The organism is Clostridium sp. UBA5712 (assembly GCF_002419845.1).
GTDB lineage: Bacteria > Bacillota > Clostridia > Clostridiales > Clostridiaceae > Clostridium_J > Clostridium_J sulfidigenes.
Genome location: NZ_DIGW01000017.1, coordinates 343,358 through 363,951, shown reverse-complemented (window position 1 = coordinate 363,951; position 20,594 = coordinate 343,358). Strand labels below are relative to the sequence as shown.

Below are 20,594 nucleotides of genomic sequence, written 5' to 3'. Positions count from 1 at the left end.
TTTAAAGTATGAGTAGAGAGTTAATACGTTCTTATATAACGATCTTCACTAAAGTACAACGACTTCTAAGTATCAAAAATACTGATACTAAGAAGTCTGTTAGTAAGCTTCAGTGGGAGAAAACTCCATCTTAAGCAAAGAACTCTATTTATATGAAATATGGAGGTATATATATGAAAAAGAATAAATTTAAATTGTTATGTAGTACTTTAGTTTTAACTACGGTGGTACTTTTTTCAGGGTGTAATAATATAAATGCAGGTAAAAGTGAAAAAGAGGAGGAAACTGTTGAAGTAGGAAATACAGAAAATCAAGATAATGATGAAGTTTCAGCAAGCACAGAAGATAAAGGGGGGATTATTAAAAAACCTAGTGATTCTGCGAGGGAGCTTGAGTTTAAGGATAGTTATGAAAGATCTCCATATTATAATTCAAGTAAAAAATATCCTATTATCACTATTTGCAAATCAAAAGAATGTTTAAGGGAGCATGAAGGGAAAGTAAAAGGACTTACTGTAAGTATGCTGTCATGTGTAAATGAAAACCGTGACGTAGATGCAAGCAAATATGATGATGAGTTTTTTTCTAAAAAAGCTTTAATTGTTGTAACACTAGATGAATCAAGTGGATCTGTGAGGCATAAAGTAAAAAAGGTAATTAAAGAGGGCAATGAAATTTCTATAGCGATTGAGAGAATGGTTCCTGGAATTGGAACTGCAGATATGGCAGAATGGAATATATATATTGAGTTAAATACTGAAGACGTAGATGAAAATGATATAGTGAATCTTGGTTTGATTAAAGGTCTAAACTAGTTTTTAAATTTATGGTGAGCATGTAATTATATTAAGATTCATGCTCACCATTTTTTATGTAATTATTTATAGTTCATATTTCTTTTATAGTTGGAAATTATAGAAAAGGTGAATTACTTTAAAATAAATGCGCTATAAAGATGTAAAAAGGTATATAATAAAAGGTAGAGTAAATTTATTGAAAAAGGAAGAAATTTTAATTAGGAGAATTGTGAGAATGAAGTTTGATTTAGAGTTGAGAGAGATAAAGGATATATGTGGAAATGTTATTTTTAATAGAGCCATGGATATGTACCTTAGAAATAAAGTTAGAAGTATAAGGATCAATGAAAACTCTATAAATATATTATCAGTTACAGCCATAGTACAGTCAGCATATGATGTAAATAATTATAAAACTAGTGTACTTATAAATAATAAAAATTTTAAATTATATCCCAACTGTAGTTGTGAAGCTTTTAGTCAATATCATATGTGTAAGCATGTAGGAGCTGTACTTATAAAGTTAAATAAGGAAGGTGTAAGAGGCAGGGGTATAAATATTCCTAAGTCTGGAGAAGAAGAGCTTCTTGAAACCTATAAAAGTACCTTTGACAAGGCTATTAGAGGAGTTAAGAAAGAACCTCTAAATATGGATATTACCTTAGTGGTAGAGGATGAGCACTACGGAAGTAAGAAAAAAAGTTTTTATTTAGAGTTAAAGATAGGAACTAGTAGATTATATGTGGTAAAAAATATTCGTGAACTTATGGAGTGCATGTATACAAGTGGTGGAACTATTAATTTTGGAAAAGAGCTTCAGTATAATAACACTAAATATATGTTTAAAGATAAGGATCAAGAAATCATGAATATTATAAAGGAAATTTATGATTTAAATTTAGAAGTAATGAATAGGGTATATACTATTCGTTCTGTATTCTTTAGTGGGAAAAGGGTATTTCTTTCAGAAGGACAACTTAAAAATATTCTAACCATTAAAAATGGGAAGACTATCAATTTAGATTATAAGGGAGAGCATTATAAAGATATAACTGTTTCATTAGGAAACATGCCTACTAGTTTTTATATGTTTATGAAGGGAGAAAATCTAAATATAGATATGAATGGTGAAATCTCACAGGCCATTTGTGAGAATACAGGACTTTATTATTTAAATAATACTTTATATCTATTGTCTGAAAAGGAAAAAAGTGATTTTACTCCACTTCATAGAGCATTTATGAAATCAAAAAATAATACTATATCCTTTAAAAAAAGTAGTATTAATGATGTGGCAAATTTTCTTCTACCTAAATTAAAGAGTATAAGCCCCATTGTTATTAAAGATGAAAGTGTAAAGGAACTTATAAAGGAGGAGCCTTTAGTAACAGAATTTTACTTAGATAAGGATAAAGATAGAGTAACTTGTGATGTGAAGTTTAATTATGGAGAAGAAAGCTTTTATTATAATTTAGAAAATGAAAGTAAAAATATCAAAGAAGAAAATCAACAATTATTAAATGAAAAAGAAGTGGGCGTATCTGAAGATATTAGTGAAGATATAATTATTAGAGATTTAGTGAAGGAAAGAAAGACTATAGAGAAGCTTAATGGACTTGGATTTAAAAATATAGATAAAAGTTTTTATATTGAAAATGAAGATGAATTAGTAGAGTTTTTAACCTATGGTGTGGAGGAATTAGCTGAGGTAGGAGAGGTTTACTACTCTGATAGCTTTAAGGAGATAAAAATATTAACGCCTAAATCCTTTAATTCTAGCATTAGATTAAATGATTCAGATCTTTTAGAGTTTAATTTTAATATTGAAGGAATTTCTAAAGAAGAATTGAAGGCAACTTTAACTTCAGTTAAACAGAAGAAAAAATACTATAAACTAAAGAATGGTTCTATAATTCCACTTCAGGGAAGTGAATTTAAAGATATTTATTCTGTTATTGATAACTTTGATATATCAATTTCAAAGTTAGCTAGTGGAAGTGTAGAAATACCTAAGTATGCATCCTTATATATAGATGAAAAGATCAATAAGGGGGCATTGAATTTTGTTACAAGAAATAAAGGCTTTAAAAATCTTATAGATAATATAAAAGATGTAAAAAGTAATGAATATAAGGTTCCAGAAGAACAAGGTGAAGTATTAAGAACTTATCAAGAAATTGGATTTAAGTGGTTTAAGACCTTATCTCAATGTGGATTTGGTGGAATTCTAGGAGATGAGATGGGACTTGGTAAAACCCTTCAAGCTATAACATTTATAAATTCAGAAAAACAAGAAGGAAATTTGAGAAATAAGGCACTAATTGTATGTCCCACTTCATTAGTTTATAACTGGGTTATGGAATTTGAAAAATTTTCTAAGGGTCTAAGGATTGTAGCTGTAAGTGGAAATAAAGCAGAGCGAGAAATATTAATAGAAAACATAGAGGAGTACGATGTAATAATTACGTCTTATGCATTAATAAGGAGGGATTTTGAATATTATGAGAAGATGAAATTTGATATTTGTATTATCGATGAAGCACAATATATTAAGAATCCAACTTCTTTAAATGCAGAATCTGTGAAGTCAATTCAAGCTAAGAGTAAATTTGCTATGACAGGAACACCAATAGAGAACTCACTTACAGAACTTTGGTCTATTTTTGATTTTATAATGCCTGGATATTTAAAAACCCATGGAAAGTTTAATAAAAACTTTGAATTGCCTATAGTAAAAGAAAAGGATGATAAAGCTTTAGAGGAATTATTGAAGCTTATAAAACCATTTATTTTAAGAAGATTTAAAAGGGATGTAGCTCTTGAACTACCACCAAAGATAGAACATAAAATAGTGGTGGACATGACTTCAGAACAGAAAAAACTATACTATTCTTATGTAGATGCCTATAAAGAAGAGATGGAGCAGGAAATAAAGGAAAAAGGCTTTAACAAAAGTAGGATGAAGATACTGTCACTTATTACTAGACTTAGACAAATTTGTTGTGATCCCGCTTCCTTTATAGAAAATTATAAAGGTGATAGTGGAAAGTATCATGCTCTTTATGATATTTTAGAAGAAGCTTTAGAGAATAATCATAAGGTACTATTATTTTCTCAGTTTACTACAATTCTAGGGAGTATAAGAGAAAAGTTAAATAAAAAGGGCATAAACACTATGTATTTAGATGGTTCTGTTCCATCTAAAGATAGGATGAATTTAGTTAAAGAGTTTAATGAGGGGGAATCATCAGTATTTTTAATTTCTTTAAAGGCTGGGGGAACAGGAATTAATCTTACATCAGCTGATATGGTAATACATTTTGATCCATGGTGGAATCCAGCAGTGGAAGAACAGGCTGAAGATAGAGCTCATAGAATTGGACAAAAGAATACTGTGGAGGTAATAAAACTTATAGCCAAGGGAACTATAGAGGAGAAAATTTACAATATACAAGAAAAGAAAAAAGAAATCATAGATAAAGTAATAGATGGAGAAGAACATACGGAATTGACCTTATCTTCTATGAATGAAAAGGAACTAGAAGAGTTATTTTCATAATGAAATTCTATATGAAAAGTGTTTACTACAGCGTATTTTAAGAAGATAATTACCAATTAATTATATTTAGATAATGAAATTTTTAGCTTGTCGAAATAAGTCATTGAAAATATAAGGGATATGAAGTATAATTATATTGTGAAGAATAGTGTTTAGATATAAGGTACTTAAAGTTTACAACATGAGAATTTAAAGGTTAAGAATTATCTTAGCCATAATTATATGTTATGTAATAAATATATTAAGATGTATTTTGCAAGGTTAAGATTTTTCTAACCTTGCATTAGTACTTAAATAGACAATTTAATTTAGAAGGGAGATACTACATGGGTAGACAAAATGCACTAGGTGAAGAAAAAATCACAAAATTATTACTTAAGTTTTCTATACCAGCCATCATTGGGATGTTGGTTAACGCACTATATAATATTATAGATAGAATGTTTATAGGACACATTCCAGAGGTAGGAAATTTAGCAATTACAGGTATTGGAGTAACTATGCCAATATCAACTATTATATTAGGCTTTGGTATGTTAGTTGGAATAGGTACTGCTACTACTATTTCCATTAGATTAGGGCAAAATAAGAAAGAAGAAGCAGAGAAGATTCTAGGAAATGCTTTTACTTTAATTATAATCATTAGTTTAGCTATAACAGCTATAGGATTAATCTGGGGAAAGGATATACTAAGAATGTTTGGAGCTAGTTCAAACACCCTAGTATATGCTGAAGAATACATGCAGATTATATTTATAGGTACTATATTTAACATGTTAAGTTTTGGACTTAACCATACCATAAGAGCTAGTGGAAGTCCTAATATAGCCATGGCATCTATGCTTATAGGTGCAATTACAAATATAATTCTTGACCCAATATTTATATTTACATTAGGAATGGGAGTTAAAGGAGGAGCTATAGCCACAGTAATAGCTCAAATTGCTTCAGCTATATGGGGAGTAAGTTTCTTTTTAAGGGGAAATGCTAATCTTAGAGTTAAAGTTAAAAACTTTAAGCTAGAAAAAAAGTTGATACTAGCTATATTTGCTATAGGTATGTCGCCATTTAGTATGCAAATTGCTGCAAGTATAGTTCAAGTAATATCAAACAATGCTTTAAGGAGTTATGGTGGAGATTTAGCCATAGGAGCAATGACTATAATAAGTAGCATAACTATGATAATTCTTATGCCGATTTTTGGATTAAATCAAGGAGTACAGCCTATTATTGGATATAATTATGGAGCTAAAAAATATGATAGAGTTAAGGAGGCTATAAAGTATCCTCAAATAGCAGCTTTAATTATTGCTACCATAGGATTTTTAATGGTAGAACTTATTCCAGGAGTTTTAGTAAAGTCATTTAACTCAGATCCACATCTACTTTCAATAACAAAGTATGGAATGAGAATTTTCCTTTCTATGATTATTTTTGTAGGGCCGCAGATTATAAGAACTAATTACTTCTCTTGTATTGGAAAAGCTAAGAAATCCATGTTCTTAAGTTTATTAAGACAAGTAATACTTTTAATACCATGTATTATAATTCTTCCTTTGATACCACTTCCTAATGGAGAAACTCTTGGATTAACAGGAGTATGGTTGGCGGGGCCAACTAGTGATTTTATATCTGTTATAATCACTAACTTTATCTTTAAACATGAAATAAAGAAGTTAGATAATCCTAACTCAGAAGATGGAGAAGTTATGGGAGAGGCCATTTAAGTTTCTCAACTTAGATAAATGAAAAAACTGTTAGCATAATAGTATGTTAACAGTTTTTTTATATTAAAAAGTCTTTATATTTTAATTATACGTCGTGTAGCTTTTAAACTATAGAAATACCACCTTCAACAAGAATATGTTGAGAAGTTACGTAGCTAGAAGCATCTGATGATAGATAAATAATTGTTCCATTAAGTTCACCTTTTTTACCTGGTCTTCCAGCAGGAGAAATAGCATTGTAAGCTCTAAGAAAAGGTTCATGCTTAAAAAGAGTATTTTCTGTCATCTCAGATTCAAAAAGGCCAGGACCTATAGAATTAACTGTAATATTATCTTGCATATAGCTTGCAGCCATACCCATAGTTAAGCCTCTAACAGCTGCTTTAGAAGTATTGTAGGAGTGACGGAAAAGAGAAGGATCTTTGTCTGCAATAACAGCATTTATAGAAGCTATGTTAACAATTTTACCATATTTCCTGTCTCTCATATGAGGAACTACATATTTACTCATTAAGAAAATTCCCTTAACGTTAATGTCCATAACTTTATCCCAAGCTTCAACAGACATGTTTTCAACAGAACCTGCAGTTGCAACTCCTGCGTTATTAAGAAGGATATCAATTTGTCCAAAGTGCTTAATAACTTCGTCTATTGCTGCTATAACACTTTCTTCATTAGCAACATCACATTGAACAGCTAGAGCTTTTCCACCATTATTTTCAATTTCTTTAACTACATTATCAAGTTTATCTTTTCTTCTTGCAAGTAGTGCAACACTAGCTCCATATTCAGCATAAGCTCTAGCGGCATCAGCTCCTAGTCCACTAGAAGCACCTGTAACTATAGCAACTTTACCAGTAAGATTGAATAAATTGTTCATAACATCAAATCCTTTCTAAAATATAAATCTCTTGTAAACATTATCAATAAACAAATATTATTAATAGATATTTACTTGCTATAATAATATAGTAGCATAACTTCAACATATTGTAAATTAATTAATTATTTAACAAGGTGCTTTAATACTAATTTATAATTAGTATTATGCTAATCTGAGAGATTAATTGTCATGCAGTTGTAGATTTATCATACAAAATATTCTATAATTTTAATATACTCTCAAGTATAAGACATTAGTCTTGAGGAATATGAATGATTAATATTTGTAGAGCTAAAGTAGAGGAAGAAAGTATTTTAAGTAATATTGCTATAAATTCGGAAGCATATTGGGGTTATGGTGAAGAATATATGAAAAGTTATAAAAACACTTATGGTGTAAGTGAAAACTATATAAAGGAGGAGTAGAATTGAAATTAAAAAATAAAACTTTTTTAGGAATCTGCTTAATACTATTATTATGCAGTTTTAGTGGTTGTACATTGGATACAGGGAAAGCAGATGTTTATGATAATAATGAAAAAATTGCAAAAGATGGAGATAGCTATAGCTATGTAGGTAGGAATGAATCGGGTTCTAAAAATGAAATTACCGTTAAATATGGGAAGTTTTCAGGAGCAGATACAATTTGGAATATAGAATCAGAGGGACAAAGTGAAATTACCATTAAATATGATTCAAAGGTTGAAAGTGGTGATTTTAAAGGGGTTTTAATTAGTCCAGAAAAACAGGTGGAGGATATACTAGTAGGCACTAAAACTGGAGAAAGAACAATAAAATTAATAGAGGGAAAATATAGATTTAAATTTGTAGGAAATAAAGCAAAGGGAAAGATTGAAATTTCAATTAAAACTGAAGAGGATGAACAGGTTAAGATAAGAAAAGTAGATAATGACTAATATTAAATCGTTTATAAGGGACATATGAAAATAATTAAGTTAGAAATCTTAGTTAATTTCCATATAGTCCTTATTTATATTATTACAGTTATACTAACATAGAAAATTCATTATATAATTCTATTCTGATATTAAAGAAATCTTTTGTTTTATCAATGGTATTATCTTATTTACATTTTCTTTACCAGTATATATCACACGGATAACACCTTTTCCTTTACAAGCATAGATTTCGTATCCATCACTTGTTTTATGAACAATTAAAAGATCTAGCTCATCATCATGTAAAATAGGAGGCGTAGTATCATCCGTTCTTGAGTCATCACCATCCTCCCATAATTCTAAGAGTAGTTTTTGGGACATGGATTTAAATCTTACTTGATATACTTCATTATTTAGTATAGCATCATGAGATTTTAAATAGGTTGTAGTAGGATTAGTCATTATAGCCCCCATTTCAAAACTAGTATACTTTAATGGAGCAAAAAAGGTTTTTTTCAAATTGTAGTGACGTTCATAATTAACTTCCTCAGAAGTGGAAATTGGAGTTTCTTCTAAGGTTTCTGAGTTTTCTATTTCCTTTAGTCTTATAATTGCCATGGAAGTCGTATCATCAGGAATAGTTTTTTCATCATCATAACCTGTAAACAATGATGTGAAGGTTAAAACTACTAAAGTTATTGAAAGTAGAATTAGACAAGAACTAATAAAAATAGATACTATATAATTAGACTTCCAAGGTGCATTATGATCCACAGAAGTTCCTTGTAAAAGGCACTTTCTAAGTTTGCCTATATATATAATTTCAAACAATCCATTAATAAAGGTTGAAATAATTATTAATTGGGAAAGAAGTTCTAGAAAACTCATATTTACTAAAACACTAACGTATCTTTTATCAATAAACATAGGGATAACTGCATAAAATGCAAATAGAATTGCAAAAGAAATAAGAAGTTGTGTTAAAGCTTTTTTATAAAAGGGTTTTAATAGCTGTGCATATTCTTCGGGGATAATATGAACCTCTGTGGTATTGAATTCATAGGGTGATGAGAAAATATGAAAATTGTTATAGTTTGTAACATATTCCCATCCACGAGCTTTATACATTCTAATTTGTTCTTCTCCCAATTCATCCTTTTCCTTAGACATTTCTATTCTATAGTACATATCCCTAGGTTCATCTTTATTAAATTTGGCGAAATATTTCCCCATTTTTTCTATGAAAAGTCCTCTTTTAGCCATGGAATTAAGCCAGCTTTCGGTAACACCAATTTTCCAAGGAGAGCCTGGTTTAAATTTATGAACAGATTTACTCAAAATTAAATTCTCCTAAAAACATGAATAATATATTACATATTAAATAAATTATACCAGTAAATTTGATAGAAGTTAATCTAAAGTTAATGAAAGTCTATTATTGTTCTTAAAAAATTATGAGTTTATGAAATGTACATTTATTATTTCAAATTTCTTAATACTTTTTTAGACAAATAAGTAAATCTGTATAATTACATTTTAATTGTATTAAACTATAATAATAAATAAGCAATCTTCATTAATTAATTTAACTAGAAAGTTGAGGTAATTATTATGAGTAAAAAATCAAATAAAAGTAGCATAAATCCTTTAGTGGCTATAGGAGCTATAGCAGGGGCAGCAACAATAGCTACTTTAGGAGCTAAAAAACTTAAGAACAAATCACAAAGTCAAGAGACGGAAATTGAATATATAGATCATTCAGGAAAACAAGTTTACTTTGTTGGAGGAGGTTTAGCTTCTTTAGCAGGAGCAGCTTATCTTGTACGAGACTGTAATTTTAAAGGCGAAAACATTCATATTATAGAGGGAATGCAAATTCTTGGTGGTAGCAATGATGGTGCTGGAGATGTACAAAATGGTTTCCTATGTCGTGGTGGTAGAATGCTAAATGAAGAAACTTATGAAAATTTTTGGGAACTATTTTCAAGCATTCCATCTTTAGATATGGTAGGTAAAAGTGTTACAGAAGAAATACTTAACTTTGACCATTTACATCCAACTCATGCTCAAGCTCGTTTAGTAGATAAGTATGGTGTAATTCAAGATGTAAAAAGCATGGGATTCAACAATGAAGATCGTATGGCTCTTGGTAAATTAATGATTACTCCAGAAGAAAGTTTAGATGATATGACTATAGAGCAATGGTTTAGTCATACCCCTCATTTCTTTGAGACTAACTTCTGGTATATGTGGCAAACAACCTTTGCTTTCCAAAAATGGTCTAGTCTGTTTGAATTAAAGCGTTATATGAATCGTATGATTTTTGAATTCTCTCGTATAGAAACACTAGAAGGAGTTACTCGTACACCATATAACCAATATGAATCTGTGATTTTACCAATAAAGGCATATCTAGATGAACATGGAGTTGATTTTAGTATAAATGCAACGGTAACAGATTTAGATTTTAGACCAGGTAATGAAATTACAGTAACAGCTATTCATGTAGAAGATGGAAATGGAGAAAGAGTTATTGAACTAAATGAAGGTGATGTTTGTATCATGACTAATGGTTGTATGACTGATAGTGCAACTTTAGGTGATCTTCATACACCGGCAGCTTTTGACCCTAGTGCTCCAATCTCAGGTGAGCTTTGGAGAAAAGTTGCTAATAAAAAACCAGGACTTGGTAATCCGGATCCTTTCTTTAATCATCCGGATGAAACTAACTGGGAAAGCTTCACTGTAACTTGTAAAGGAAATAAACTATTAAAATTAATAGAGCAGATTTCTACTAATATTCCAGGTAGTGGTGCTTTGATGACTTTTAAAGATTCTAATTGGTTAATGAGTATTGTAGTTGCAGCTCAACCACACTTTAAAGCTCAAACAATGGATACAACTATTTTCTGGGGTTATGGGTTATATACAGATAAAGTTGGAGATTATGTAAAGAAACCAATGCGAGACTGTACTGGTGAAGAAATGTTAATAGAACTTTTACATCATTTACATTTAGAAGATCAGATAGATGAAATTATGGAAGATGTGGTGAATGTTATTCCATGCATGATGCCTTATATAGATTCTCAATTCCAACCTCGTAAGATGTCTGATCGACCAAAGGTTGTACCAGAAGGATCAACTAACTTTGCTATGATTAGTCAATTCGTTGAAATACCAGAGGACATGGTATTTACTGAAGAATATTCAGTACGTGCAGCAAGAATTGCAGTATATACTTTATTCAAAGTGAAGAATAAGAAAATCTGTCCGGTAACTCCATATAAAAAGAATCCTAGGATACTAAAAGAAGCTTTAAAAACTTCTTATAGATAAACAGATTATCCATAGTTCATTAATGGTTATTATGGATAAAAACTTCCACTAAGTCAAAAAAACTAGTAGCTTCATTTGTGCTGAAGCTACTAGTTTTTTATGTTAATATATTTATATTTGAATATGGTATTAATATCCTATACAATAAAATAAAGGAATGAGACTGGGACGAGAGAATTTATTTTATATGAAAGTAGTGATACGAGTGAATGATATTATCTTAATAGCAAAGCATTATTTTAAAGGGTTATCAAAAGAAAATGGTCTAACTACCAGTAAAGTTAGAGCGTTTTCATCAAAGCTATATAAAACTATAGAAGATAAAAGTATTGATAATATTTTTAATATATGTGAACAATTACTTGATGAACATAAATGGGAATTAGGGGTTATTGCATATGATTGGGCTTATAGAGTTAGGAATCAGTATAATACTGACACATTTTTCGTATTTGAAAGTTGGTTAAAGAAGTATGTTACAGGCTGGGGAGATTGTGATGATTTTTGCACCCATGCCTTTGGAGAATTATTAAGTCAAAATAATGAACTATTTAAATATGTGATAATTTGGACAAATCATCCAAGCTTTTTTGTGAGGCGTGCAGCTGCTGTTATCTTAATTTATCCTATTAAAAAAGATAAGTATCATGGAATCAATCCTTACCTGATTTCAGATATGCTTATGAAAGATGAACATCATCTCGTATTGAAAGGGTATGGCTGGATGTTAAAAGTGCTGTCACAGGTTGAACAGGATAAGGTATATGAGTATCTATTAAAGAATAAAAATATTATGCCACGAGTAGCTTTTAGGTACGCTTTAGAGAAGGTTGATGAAGAAACTAGAAGAAGATTGATGACGAGTTAATATATATTACTATTATTAATAAGGTTATTATCCTTAAAATATAAATTTTTAAATCTTATTTTTGTTTGTTGACATTATCACTAATTAGTGATAAATTTAGATTATGAAAGATATAAAGAAATTAATTGAAGAAAATAACTTAGACCTATCAACTTTAGTCGTATTTACTAGAGCAGAGCATGAAATTCATAAAAGGGAGTTTCAAACTATAAAGGAAACTGGACTTACTGTTGCTCAGTTTGGAGTTTTAGAGGCCTTATACAATAAGGGAGACTTAAAAATATATGAGTTAATAGAAAAAATATTAACTACCTCTGGTAATATAACTGTGGTTATAAAAAATTTAGAGAAGGAAGGATTAGTAAAAAAGATTATAGATCCAGAAGATAAAAGAGTTGCTATAATCTCTATAACAGATAGGGGAAGAAAAATTATTGAAGACATTTTTCCAAAGCATATTAAAAATATTAGTAGAATTTTTAGTGTTTTAACGGATGAAGAAAAAATTATGTTAAAAAGTATATTAAAGAAATTTAAAAACTTGTAAAGAGTTTTTATAAAAATATATCACTAATTAGTGATAAAATGGAGGTTGTTATGTTAAAGAGAATAGATAGTAATAACATGGGGAAAAGTAACTACGGATGGTTAAAAGGAAATTTTCATTTTTCTTTTGCAGAGTATTTTAAACCAACAAATATTAATTTTGGTGTGCTTAGGGTACTAAATGATGAGGTTATGAAGGCTAATTCAGGATTTGACACTCATCCTCATAATGACATGGAGATTATAACTTACATTGTAAGAGGAGAATTAACTCATGGAGATAGTATGGGTAATATTGGAAGCTTAGAGAGAGGTCAAATGCAATATATGAGTGCTGGCACAGGAGTATACCACAGTGAATTTAATCATAGCAATGAGGATTTAAGGATTCTTCAAATATGGATTATGCCTGATAAGAAAGGATATAAACCTAATTACGGAGATTATAGATTTAATTGGAGAGATAGAACCAACAATTGGCTCCACATGGTATCTGGCACTTTAAAGGATGTACCTATAAATGTTCATCAAGATATAAATGTGTATACAACTTATTTAGAAAGGGATAAAGAGATATACTTTAATGTAAATAAAGGAAGACAGGCATACTTAGTACAAATTGAAGGTAACTCAGAAATTAATAATGTGCATTTAAATGAACAAGATGCCTTAGAAATAGTTGAAGAAAACATTAAAATTAAAGCTAATGAAAACTCACATTTAATTGTAATAGAAATGAATAAAACAGAAGCACTATATATATGATAACTACAATATAAAATTTAAGAACAAAAATAAAATTATGTCTTGTGTGATGATATATACAAGATAACAAAGGAGAGAAAGATATGAGTAAAGTATTATACATTAAAGCAAATATTAAGAAGGATGGAGAATCAAGAACTTTTAAGGTATCGGATAGTTTTATAGAGGAGTATAAAAGTAGTAATCCTAATGATGAAATAATTACTTTAGATCTATATAAAGAAAATATAGATTTTCTAAAACCAGAGGATTTAGGAGAAATATTTGGAGCTAAAAATGAAGAAAGTAGGAAGCATCCAATTCTAAAATATGCATATCAATTTGCAGAAGCAGATAAATATGTAATTGCAGCACCAATGTGGAATTTAAGTATTCCTGCAATTTTAAAAGCTTATATAGATTATGTAAGTGTTACAGGAATAACATTTAAGTACACAGCAGAAGGGCCAGTTGGACTTTTAAAGGATAAAAAAGCTGTACACATTGTATCTAGAGGAGGAGAATATGGGGATGCACCATATGAAATGGGGGATAGATATTTAAGAACAATCCTAGGATTCTTTGGAATTCAAGATATGAAGACTATTGCTGTAGAAAGTTTAGATGTTGTTGGAGCAGATGTTGAAGGGAAAATTGAACAAGGAATAAAAGTAGCTAAGGATACTGCCAAGTTGTTTTAAAATTATATGTGTTAAAAAGCCATAATTAGTTTTATGGCTTTTTTATATGGATTAAATATTAATAAAAAAAGAAATGTATTTACTTTATTACTCTACCATGGTAAAGTAATAAAGTAGTAGATTATAATTAAGTGGGGGGATAAGCAAATGAGTAAAATATTAAGAAGTGTAATAATCTATGGAATTATTGCAGTAATGGCATTATCAATAGCAGGATGTAACAATAAGTCACAGGATGCAATGGATAAGGAAACACTTATAATTGGTTTTGATGATACTTTTGTTCCTATGGGATTTAAAGATAATAATGGGGAAATAGTAGGTTTTGATATTGATCTTGCAAAGGAAGTATCAAAAAGAATAGGTAAACAAGTAACATTTCAGCCTATTGATTGGTCTATGAAAGAATCAGAACTTAACTTAGGAAAAATAGATCTTATATGGAATGGTTATAGTATAACCAAAGAAAGAAAAGAAAAGGTGAATTTTACAAATCCCTATCTGGAAAATAGACAAGTTATAATAACTTTAGCGAATTCAAAAATAAACAGTAAAGTTGATTTAAAAGGTATGAATGTTGGAGCACAAAATCAGTCTAGTGCAGTAGATGCAATAAACAAGGAAGAGGAACTTTTAAAAACCTTTAAGGATGGTAAGGTTTATACCTTTGAAACAAATAATGAAGCATTAATGGATTTAGAAGCAAAAAGAATAGATGCTGTTGTAGCTGACGAAATTTTAGCAAGATATTATATAAACAAAAAAGGTGAAGGTAAATTTAAAATATTAAATGATGATTTTGGAGATGAATCTTATGGTGTTGGTATACGAAAAGGTGATGAAGAATTGCTTGAGAAGCTTAATGAAGCCTTTGAGGATATTAAAAAAGATGGTACAGCTAAGAAAGTTTCCGAAAAGTGGTTTGGAAAAGATATAATTAAATAGGAGTGTATTTATATGAATAATTTAATTACCCTATTACCACAAGTATTCCAAGGATTAAAAGTAACCATTGAGGTATTTATATTAACACTTGTAATTTCAATACCTCTTGGAATACTAGTTGCCCAGGGACGATTATCTAAAAATAAAATATTGAACAAAATAACAAGTGGGTACATTTTAATTATGAGAGGAACCCCTCTACTCCTACAAGTTGTATTTATATTTTTTGGTTTACCTATTATAGGGATAACCTTTAACAGATTTCCCGCTGCTATATTAGCATTTACTCTTAATTATGCAGCATATTTTGCAGAAATATTTAGGGCTGGAATAATTTCTATAGAGGAAGGACAATACGAAGGAGCTAAGGTTCTTGGCTTTTCTCAAAAATACATATTTTTTAAAATAATTCTTCCACAAGCTATTAAGAGAATACTTCCTGCTCTGGCAAATGAGATTATTACACTTGTAAAGGATACTGCATTAGTGTATGTAGTTGGATTAGACGAACTACTAAAAGTTGGTAAAATAGCATCTAATACAGAAGCTTCTCTTATACCCCTTTTAATAGTAGGAATGATATATTTACTTTTAATTGCATTATTTGGTGAAATCTTTAAAAAGTTAGAAAAAAGGTATAGTTACTATCAATAGAGGAGGGTATATTGTGCTTAGAGTAATTGGATTAGAAAAAAGTTTTGGTGATAGTAAAGTTTTAAAAGGTGTAAACCTTGAAATAAAAGAAGGGGAAATTACTGTTATAGTAGGACCTTCTGGTGGTGGAAAAACCACCCTTCTTAGGTGTATAAGTGGATTAACTAAACCTGATAAGGGTTCTATAATAATAAACAACAAGTATTTATACAAAGATGGAGAAGGGGCTCAAAGAAAGGAAAAGTTGGAAATACCGATGGATGTGGGGCTAGTATTTCAAAATTTTAATTTATTCCCACATATGAATGTTTTAGAAAATATTACAGAAGCTCCAAGGGTAGTATTGGGAGTTGGTATTGAAGAAGCTAAAAATAAAGCTAAAGAAATATTAGGTTTTTTAGGACTTGCAAATAAAGAAAATTGCTATCCATTTCAACTTTCAGGGGGACAAAAACAGCGAGTTGCCATAGGAAGGGCACTTGCAATGAATCCAAAACTTATATGTTTTGATGAACCAACCTCTGCCCTAGATCCAAGCATCACTGAAGAAGTAGCGAATCTTATAAAAAAATTAAGTATTGAAAAGGGCATGACAGTTTTAATTATTACTCATGATATGACTTTTGCAACTATAGTAGCTGATAGAATTTTATCCATGGATAACGGAGTATTAAAAAATGAACATATGTATATTTAAAGTGAGGATAATCTATTAATGATGGGATTATCCTTCTTTCATTTCGTTTATTATTAGAGGATAGTTTTATAAAAGAAATAGGAAAAGATATTAATGTCCATTAATGTTATATTATATTTTTTGCAAATAATTACTTTATTTAAATCAATGCTTAACAAAATTGTAAAGAAGAACATATTATGTATATATAGATAAAATATTTTTAACTATATAATAGAACCTATCTAATAATTGGAGGAATATTATGGAAAGTTTTTGTAGGATTTGTGATGAATTTGCTGAGATACTTGGAGCAGAAATTCTAAGTACAGAAAATAATGTTTGTACAGTAACATTTATGAGAAATATAAATGCAGAAATATTAGGAAGAAGAACAAAATCACCACTAGCTTTAGCAGCATTATTTTCTTTTGAATCTCCTGATAATAATGGTAGAACTCTTAATTTAGGTGAAACAGTTATACTTCAGAATGAAATAAATGATTTTATATCTGCGCTAAGAGCAAGAGGAATACTAGTAACTGCACTGCATAACCATTGGTTATTTGAGGATCCAAGACTTATGTATATTCATTTTGAGTCAATTGATAGGCCATTAGACTTTGCTAGAAAAGTGGCAGAATCTCTAAGGGTATTAAGAAAACAGCATAAATAATTTTAATGGGGGCATCACAAAATAAGTAATTAAGTTATGGAGTGATGCTCCTTTTGCTATTTCAAATAAAAATAACCGAAGGTTTTGTTGGGGTTTAGCACCCAAAACATAGCATAATAAATTCAGTTTTAACGTTATTTTTTCCACGTGTAAAAAAACGAGTGAAATTATAGTCACTTTTCAACACTCCAAAAGTACCTTCAACTTGAATTGATCTATTCATTTAAAAGTGTTAAGTTAGGTGACAATAATGAAAGACTAATGTAATAGATGTAAATATGAAGTTAGTTATAAAAAACATATAATTTACTTAAAAGAAACTATAGGAGGATATAAAATGAAAAAATTAATAGGAATTATTGTAAGTATAATAATAGTAGGTGGAGTTTTATTGTTAGTAAGTTCTAACGGTATAATTAATCTAGGTTCAACAAAGTATTACGTTAAAACTGTAAGTGAATATAAGGATATAACAAGTGAGAATAGTGGAGGATACAATACGTATGAGTATAAAATAAATGGGTATGATAAAGAAGGAAATGAGAAATCAATTACATTTACAACGTCAAAGATACTAAAGGTTGATAGATATTTAAAGGTATATGTTAAGGGTGAAAAAACAAAGAGTTATGAAGAAGTTGAAATAAAAGAACTACCCGATAAGGTAAAAGAAATCTATAAATTAAATTAGTTTATTATTCAATGTTTTTATTTGAGAAGGAAATTATGTTAATATAGGACTAGAGAAAACATAATTTTTAGGGGATGAAAATACAATGAACGCAATTAATCACTTTAAGACTATAACAAAACATAAGTTATTAGTTATGAAATACTGCTTTAAGGTGGGGTTATATAAACAAGGAATATTACATGATCTTTCTAAGTACTCTTGGGTAGAATTTTCAGCAGGAATAAAGTATTACAGAGGAGATGTTAGCCCTAATGGAATACAAAAGAAGGTGGAAGGATATTCTAAGGCTTGGCTTCATCATAAGGGAAGAAATAAGCATCACTTAGAATATTGGATTGATTATGGTACGAAAATACAAGATGGAATAGTTGGTATGAAAATGCCCAATAATTATGTAGTTGAAATGTTTATTGACAGAATTTGCGCTTGTATGAATTATGAAAAAGAGAAGTATAAAGATAATTCGGCTTTAATATATTATGAAAGGGGTAAGGATTATCAAATTATTCATGAGGACAGTAGGGAATTATTAGAGCTTTTACTTAATAAGTTAGCAAGTGAAGGTGAACAGATAACTCTAGATTATATAAAAAAACAGATTTTAAAATAACATAATAAAGCCATCTGAAAGGAGAAATTACTCCTTTTAGATGGCTTTAATTTTTTAGTTTTTAAATTTTGTACCCTTAGGATAGATTATTTCTATCCTACCATCACTGCTACCAGTCATGTGACCTGCATTAGATTTAAAGAGGGTTTTCCCTTTAAAGCAATCAAATTGAGACATTGTACCATAGGAGCTAAGAAGAATAACCTTTTGGTTTTCGTCATAGGTATAGTTAATATATAGTTTGTTATCCTCAAGTTTTGCTGTAACTATAGGGTTTTTGAAATAATTAAGATTTATATAGTCCACTTCATTGCAGGGAAGATGGTATTTTACAATAATATTTTCATAAATTTCTTCTATTGAGGAGTCGCTATAGCGAGTAGTAAAAATATTTTCTTCATCTTCATTAAATTGAGTTACTATTTCAATAGGGATATCAGTGTTAAGATTAGTTAGAGCCACTTCTATTTCTTTTTCTTCAAAATTTTTAAAGGGGTTATCGTTAACAAAGTTTATGGAATCAGATCCCATTTCACTATTGCTATTGTATGGATAATTATGGGTAAAAACACTTAAAGATATCACAATGATAAAACAGAAAAGGGCAATTCCACATAAAATAAATCTAGATTTAGTTGTATTTTTAGTCTCAGCTTTATAATATACTATAGTACTATTTATAACTACAGACAAAATAAGTAAAATTCCTAGTGTTATAGTACACTTTACAACAAATATGCCAAGGGAAGGTTCTTTAGTCCAAAAGCTAAAAAGATTTCCAATAGTAATGAACAGAGCTCCATTGTTAAAGAATGCAGCCACTATAAACATTATGAAAGTAATATAGAAATACATATGAAATTTTTTACTCAAAACATTGATTAACAAAGTCAGGGCAATTAACATGGAGCCATAGAGTAAATTAACTATAAAACCAGAGATTAAGAAAGGTAAATTTATAGGATAAGCAAAAGATATATTAGAATTTAATTTTCCAATTAATGCCCAAATGTTATATTGAATTAGGTATAAAAGTAAAGAAGTTACTGACACTTTTAATAGAGTAACGTAGTTAAATAGAGCATAAGACATAAATCTTGTTTTATTATCCTGGGGAAAAGCTTGATGTTGATTATTGAAGGAGTTATACCACAATAAAGTTCCAATGCTTATACTAATTGCTAGGAAAAGACCATTAGTGGTATAGGTCTGTAGACTGTAGGTAGTTACATCTTTAGAATAAGTGAAAATATCCATAGGAGTTGCAATTAAATCAATTGCAAAAAAGGATGCAAGTAGTATATAAATTATCCAAAGTGCCTTTTTATGCTCTTTTGAGCGTATTTTATATAGATTATTAATATTTTTTAATTGTCTTTTATCCATAACTCCTCCATGCCTCCATTATAATTATTTTCAGTCAGATAAATATATAGCTCTTCGGGACTAATTCTTGAAATATTCAAATTGTTAGTTGATATCTCTATCTCTAAAGATTCTGTAATTAAGCCTTCTATTATTGCAAAGGAGGTTATGTTACTAAAATCTTTATATAGTACTTTTTTATCTTTAATGAAATTTACTAAATTATCAGGATTTCCATCTACTCTATAGGCAGACTCCTTTATAGTATCCATAGCTTCATATAAAACTAAAGACCCATTATTAATTATTACTAGTTCTGAAAGAATATTTTCCAACTCTGATAAAATATGGCTAGAAATAATTATAGTTCGTGGATGTTCTATATAATCTCGTAGTATGATATCATAAACAGATTTACGAGTTTTAATATCCATGCCTAAAATTGGTTCGTCAAACATGGTAACCTTGGCACGACAGGAAATACCACATATAAAGTTAAATAAACTTCTCATACCTTGAGATAAATTTTTATACTTAATTTTCATTTTAAGATTAAAATGTTTCAAAAGGTTTTCTGCAAACTTAAGGTCAAAGTTAGGGTACATCATATTATAACACTCAACAATTCTACCTAGACATAAGTTAGATTCATAGGACATATTATGATAGCTATATACAATTTCCTCTAATACCGATAAATTATCCATGGGTTCTTCACCTAAAACCATTAATTCTCCTTCGGTTTTCTCAATTAGACCTGCACATAGTTTCATAAAAGTAGTTTTACCTGAGCCATTACTACCGATTAAACCTATGAGTTGATTTTCATTAATTTCTACAGATAGATTATCTATAGCCACCTTAGATTTATATCTTTTAAAAAGATTTCTAGCTATAATGCAAGAAGTCATA

20 protein-coding genes and 1 pseudogene are annotated in these 20,594 nt (G+C 29.4%); 16 read left to right on the top strand and 5 right to left on the bottom strand.

What is annotated here, in order from left to right; translation table 11 throughout:
* Positions 1-173 precede the first annotated feature (173 nt).
* The 3 genes from B3B03_RS17760 to B3B03_RS17750 all read left to right on the top strand — a co-directional run bounded on the left by B3B03_RS17760 (position 174) and on the right by B3B03_RS17750 (position 6,083).
* Positions 174-815, top strand: a complete 642-nt coding sequence (locus B3B03_RS17760; protein ID WP_346877977.1) for a hypothetical protein — start codon at positions 174-176, stop codon at positions 813-815.
* A 217-nt stretch (positions 816-1,032) separates the two neighbouring features.
* The gene (locus B3B03_RS17755; protein WP_346877976.1) at positions 1,033-4,356 is read left to right on the top strand and encodes a DEAD/DEAH box helicase; all 3,324 of its coding nucleotides are present in this window, start codon (positions 1,033-1,035) and stop codon (positions 4,354-4,356) included.
* A 326-nt stretch (positions 4,357-4,682) separates the two neighbouring features.
* Entirely contained in the window at positions 4,683-6,083 is a 1,401-nt protein-coding gene (locus B3B03_RS17750) for an MATE family efflux transporter (RefSeq protein WP_346849103.1), read from the top strand.
* A gap of 103 nt (positions 6,084-6,186) precedes the next feature.
* Here B3B03_RS17750 and B3B03_RS17745 read toward each other — a convergent pair whose 3' ends face one another.
* A complete protein-coding gene (locus tag B3B03_RS17745; RefSeq protein ID WP_346849102.1) occupies positions 6,187-6,963 on the bottom strand; it encodes an SDR family NAD(P)-dependent oxidoreductase in 777 nt (258 codons plus the stop codon).
* 275 nt (positions 6,964-7,238) lie between these two features.
* Here B3B03_RS17745 and B3B03_RS17740 point away from each other — a divergent pair, with 275 nt between their 5' ends.
* Together B3B03_RS17740 and B3B03_RS17735 are read left to right on the top strand one after the other, a co-directional pair.
* A complete protein-coding gene (locus tag B3B03_RS17740; RefSeq protein ID WP_346877975.1) occupies positions 7,239-7,391 on the top strand; it encodes a hypothetical protein in 153 nt (50 codons plus the stop codon).
* Between the two features lie 2 nt (positions 7,392-7,393).
* Positions 7,394-7,882 carry a hypothetical protein gene (locus B3B03_RS17735; RefSeq protein WP_346877974.1) on the top strand — a complete coding sequence of 163 codons (489 nt, stop codon included), beginning with the start codon at positions 7,394-7,396 and terminating at the stop codon, positions 7,880-7,882.
* 120 nt (positions 7,883-8,002) lie between these two features.
* Here the strand turns inward: B3B03_RS17735 and B3B03_RS17730 are convergent, their stop codons facing one another.
* Positions 8,003-9,202: a DUF2812 domain-containing protein gene (locus B3B03_RS17730; RefSeq protein WP_346877973.1), complete on the bottom strand. Its 1,200-nt coding sequence runs from the start codon at positions 9,200-9,202 to the stop codon at positions 8,003-8,005.
* Between the two features lie 273 nt (positions 9,203-9,475).
* Here B3B03_RS17730 and B3B03_RS17725 point away from each other — a divergent pair, with 273 nt between their 5' ends.
* From B3B03_RS17725 to B3B03_RS17685, 9 genes are all read left to right on the top strand, one after another.
* Positions 9,476-11,203, top strand: a complete 1,728-nt coding sequence (locus tag B3B03_RS17725) for an oleate hydratase (RefSeq protein ID WP_346849098.1) — start codon at positions 9,476-9,478, stop codon at positions 11,201-11,203.
* A 187-nt stretch (positions 11,204-11,390) separates the two neighbouring features.
* Positions 11,391-12,071 (top strand): DNA alkylation repair protein, encoded by a 681-nt coding sequence (locus B3B03_RS17720; RefSeq protein ID WP_346877972.1) that lies wholly within the window; start codon positions 11,391-11,393, stop codon positions 12,069-12,071.
* 103 nt (positions 12,072-12,174) lie between these two features.
* Complete coding sequence (locus B3B03_RS17715) at positions 12,175-12,618, top strand: MarR family transcriptional regulator (RefSeq protein ID WP_346877971.1); 444 nt, start codon at positions 12,175-12,177, stop codon at positions 12,616-12,618.
* A gap of 50 nt (positions 12,619-12,668) precedes the next feature.
* Positions 12,669-13,382 (top strand): pirin family protein, encoded by a 714-nt coding sequence (locus B3B03_RS17710; RefSeq protein WP_346877970.1) that lies wholly within the window; start codon positions 12,669-12,671, stop codon positions 13,380-13,382.
* Positions 13,383-13,465: 83 nt separating this feature from the next.
* The gene (locus B3B03_RS17705) at positions 13,466-14,062 is read left to right on the top strand and encodes an FMN-dependent NADH-azoreductase (RefSeq protein WP_346877969.1); all 597 of its coding nucleotides are present in this window, start codon (positions 13,466-13,468) and stop codon (positions 14,060-14,062) included.
* A gap of 147 nt (positions 14,063-14,209) precedes the next feature.
* On the top strand, positions 14,210-15,007 hold the full coding sequence (locus B3B03_RS17700; protein WP_346877968.1) for an amino acid ABC transporter substrate-binding protein: 798 nt from the start codon (positions 14,210-14,212) through the stop codon (positions 15,005-15,007).
* Between the two features lie 12 nt (positions 15,008-15,019).
* On the top strand, positions 15,020-15,661 hold the full coding sequence (locus B3B03_RS17695) for an amino acid ABC transporter permease (protein WP_346877967.1): 642 nt from the start codon (positions 15,020-15,022) through the stop codon (positions 15,659-15,661).
* 13 nt (positions 15,662-15,674) lie between these two features.
* A complete protein-coding gene (locus tag B3B03_RS17690) occupies positions 15,675-16,358 on the top strand; it encodes an amino acid ABC transporter ATP-binding protein (protein WP_346877966.1) in 684 nt (227 codons plus the stop codon).
* Positions 16,359-16,602: 244 nt separating this feature from the next.
* Entirely contained in the window at positions 16,603-17,013 is a 411-nt protein-coding gene (locus tag B3B03_RS17685) for a DUF1259 domain-containing protein (RefSeq protein ID WP_346877965.1), read from the top strand.
* A gap of 100 nt (positions 17,014-17,113) precedes the next feature.
* On the opposite strand, the pseudogene B3B03_RS17680 reads toward B3B03_RS17685, so the two are convergent.
* A pseudogene (locus B3B03_RS17680) lies at positions 17,114-17,236 on the bottom strand (transposase); the annotation flags it as partial.
* Positions 17,237-17,350: 114 nt separating this feature from the next.
* Here B3B03_RS17680 and B3B03_RS17675 point away from each other — a divergent pair.
* A complete protein-coding gene (locus B3B03_RS17675) occupies positions 17,351-17,704 on the top strand; it encodes a YxeA family protein (protein WP_346877964.1) in 354 nt (117 codons plus the stop codon).
* An 85-nt stretch (positions 17,705-17,789) separates the two neighbouring features.
* Complete coding sequence (locus B3B03_RS17670) at positions 17,790-18,317, top strand: DUF5662 family protein (protein WP_035131665.1); 528 nt, start codon at positions 17,790-17,792, stop codon at positions 18,315-18,317.
* A gap of 54 nt (positions 18,318-18,371) precedes the next feature.
* On the opposite strand, the gene B3B03_RS17665 is transcribed toward B3B03_RS17670, so the two are convergent.
* Both B3B03_RS17665 and B3B03_RS17660 read right to left on the bottom strand, forming a co-directional pair.
* Positions 18,372-19,703, bottom strand: coding sequence for a hypothetical protein (locus B3B03_RS17665; RefSeq protein WP_346877963.1), 1,332 nt, complete (start codon positions 19,701-19,703; stop codon positions 18,372-18,374).
* Entirely contained in the window at positions 19,685-20,593 is a 909-nt protein-coding gene (locus tag B3B03_RS17660) for an ABC transporter ATP-binding protein (protein ID WP_346877962.1), read from the bottom strand. Before B3B03_RS17660 ends, B3B03_RS17665 begins: the two co-directional genes overlap by 19 nt.
* Between the last annotated feature and the right edge of the window lies 1 nt (position 20,594).

Excerpts from the sequence above, each read along its gene's own strand:
- B3B03_RS17760 (WP_346877977.1), top strand. The coding sequence starts at position 174 with ATGAAAAAGAATAAATTTAAATTGTTATGTAGTACTTTAGTTTTAACT.
- B3B03_RS17755 (WP_346877976.1), top strand. The coding sequence starts at position 1,033 with ATGAAGTTTGATTTAGAGTTGAGAGAGATAAAGGATATATGTGGAAAT.
- B3B03_RS17750 (WP_346849103.1), top strand. The coding sequence starts at position 4,683 with ATGGGTAGACAAAATGCACTAGGTGAAGAAAAAATCACAAAATTATTA.
- B3B03_RS17745 (WP_346849102.1), bottom strand. The coding sequence starts at position 6,963 with ATGAACAATTTATTCAATCTTACTGGTAAAGTTGCTATAGTTACAGGT.
- B3B03_RS17740 (WP_346877975.1), top strand. The coding sequence starts at position 7,239 with ATGATTAATATTTGTAGAGCTAAAGTAGAGGAAGAAAGTATTTTAAGT.
- B3B03_RS17725 (WP_346849098.1), top strand. The coding sequence starts at position 9,476 with ATGAGTAAAAAATCAAATAAAAGTAGCATAAATCCTTTAGTGGCTATA.
- B3B03_RS17720 (WP_346877972.1), top strand. The coding sequence starts at position 11,391 with ATGAAAGTAGTGATACGAGTGAATGATATTATCTTAATAGCAAAGCAT.
- B3B03_RS17715 (WP_346877971.1), top strand. The coding sequence starts at position 12,175 with ATGAAAGATATAAAGAAATTAATTGAAGAAAATAACTTAGACCTATCA.
- B3B03_RS17710 (WP_346877970.1), top strand. The coding sequence starts at position 12,669 with ATGTTAAAGAGAATAGATAGTAATAACATGGGGAAAAGTAACTACGGA.
- B3B03_RS17705 (WP_346877969.1), top strand. The coding sequence starts at position 13,466 with ATGAGTAAAGTATTATACATTAAAGCAAATATTAAGAAGGATGGAGAA.
- B3B03_RS17700 (WP_346877968.1), top strand. The coding sequence starts at position 14,210 with ATGAGTAAAATATTAAGAAGTGTAATAATCTATGGAATTATTGCAGTA.
- B3B03_RS17695 (WP_346877967.1), top strand. The coding sequence starts at position 15,020 with ATGAATAATTTAATTACCCTATTACCACAAGTATTCCAAGGATTAAAA.
- B3B03_RS17685 (WP_346877965.1), top strand. The coding sequence starts at position 16,603 with ATGGAAAGTTTTTGTAGGATTTGTGATGAATTTGCTGAGATACTTGGA.
- B3B03_RS17675 (WP_346877964.1), top strand. The coding sequence starts at position 17,351 with ATGAAAAAATTAATAGGAATTATTGTAAGTATAATAATAGTAGGTGGA.
- B3B03_RS17670 (WP_035131665.1), top strand. The coding sequence starts at position 17,790 with ATGAACGCAATTAATCACTTTAAGACTATAACAAAACATAAGTTATTA.
- B3B03_RS17665 (WP_346877963.1), bottom strand. The coding sequence starts at position 19,703 with ATGGATAAAAGACAATTAAAAAATATTAATAATCTATATAAAATACGC.
- B3B03_RS17660 (WP_346877962.1), bottom strand. The coding sequence starts at position 20,593 with ATGACTTCTTGCATTATAGCTAGAAATCTTTTTAAAAGATATAAATCT.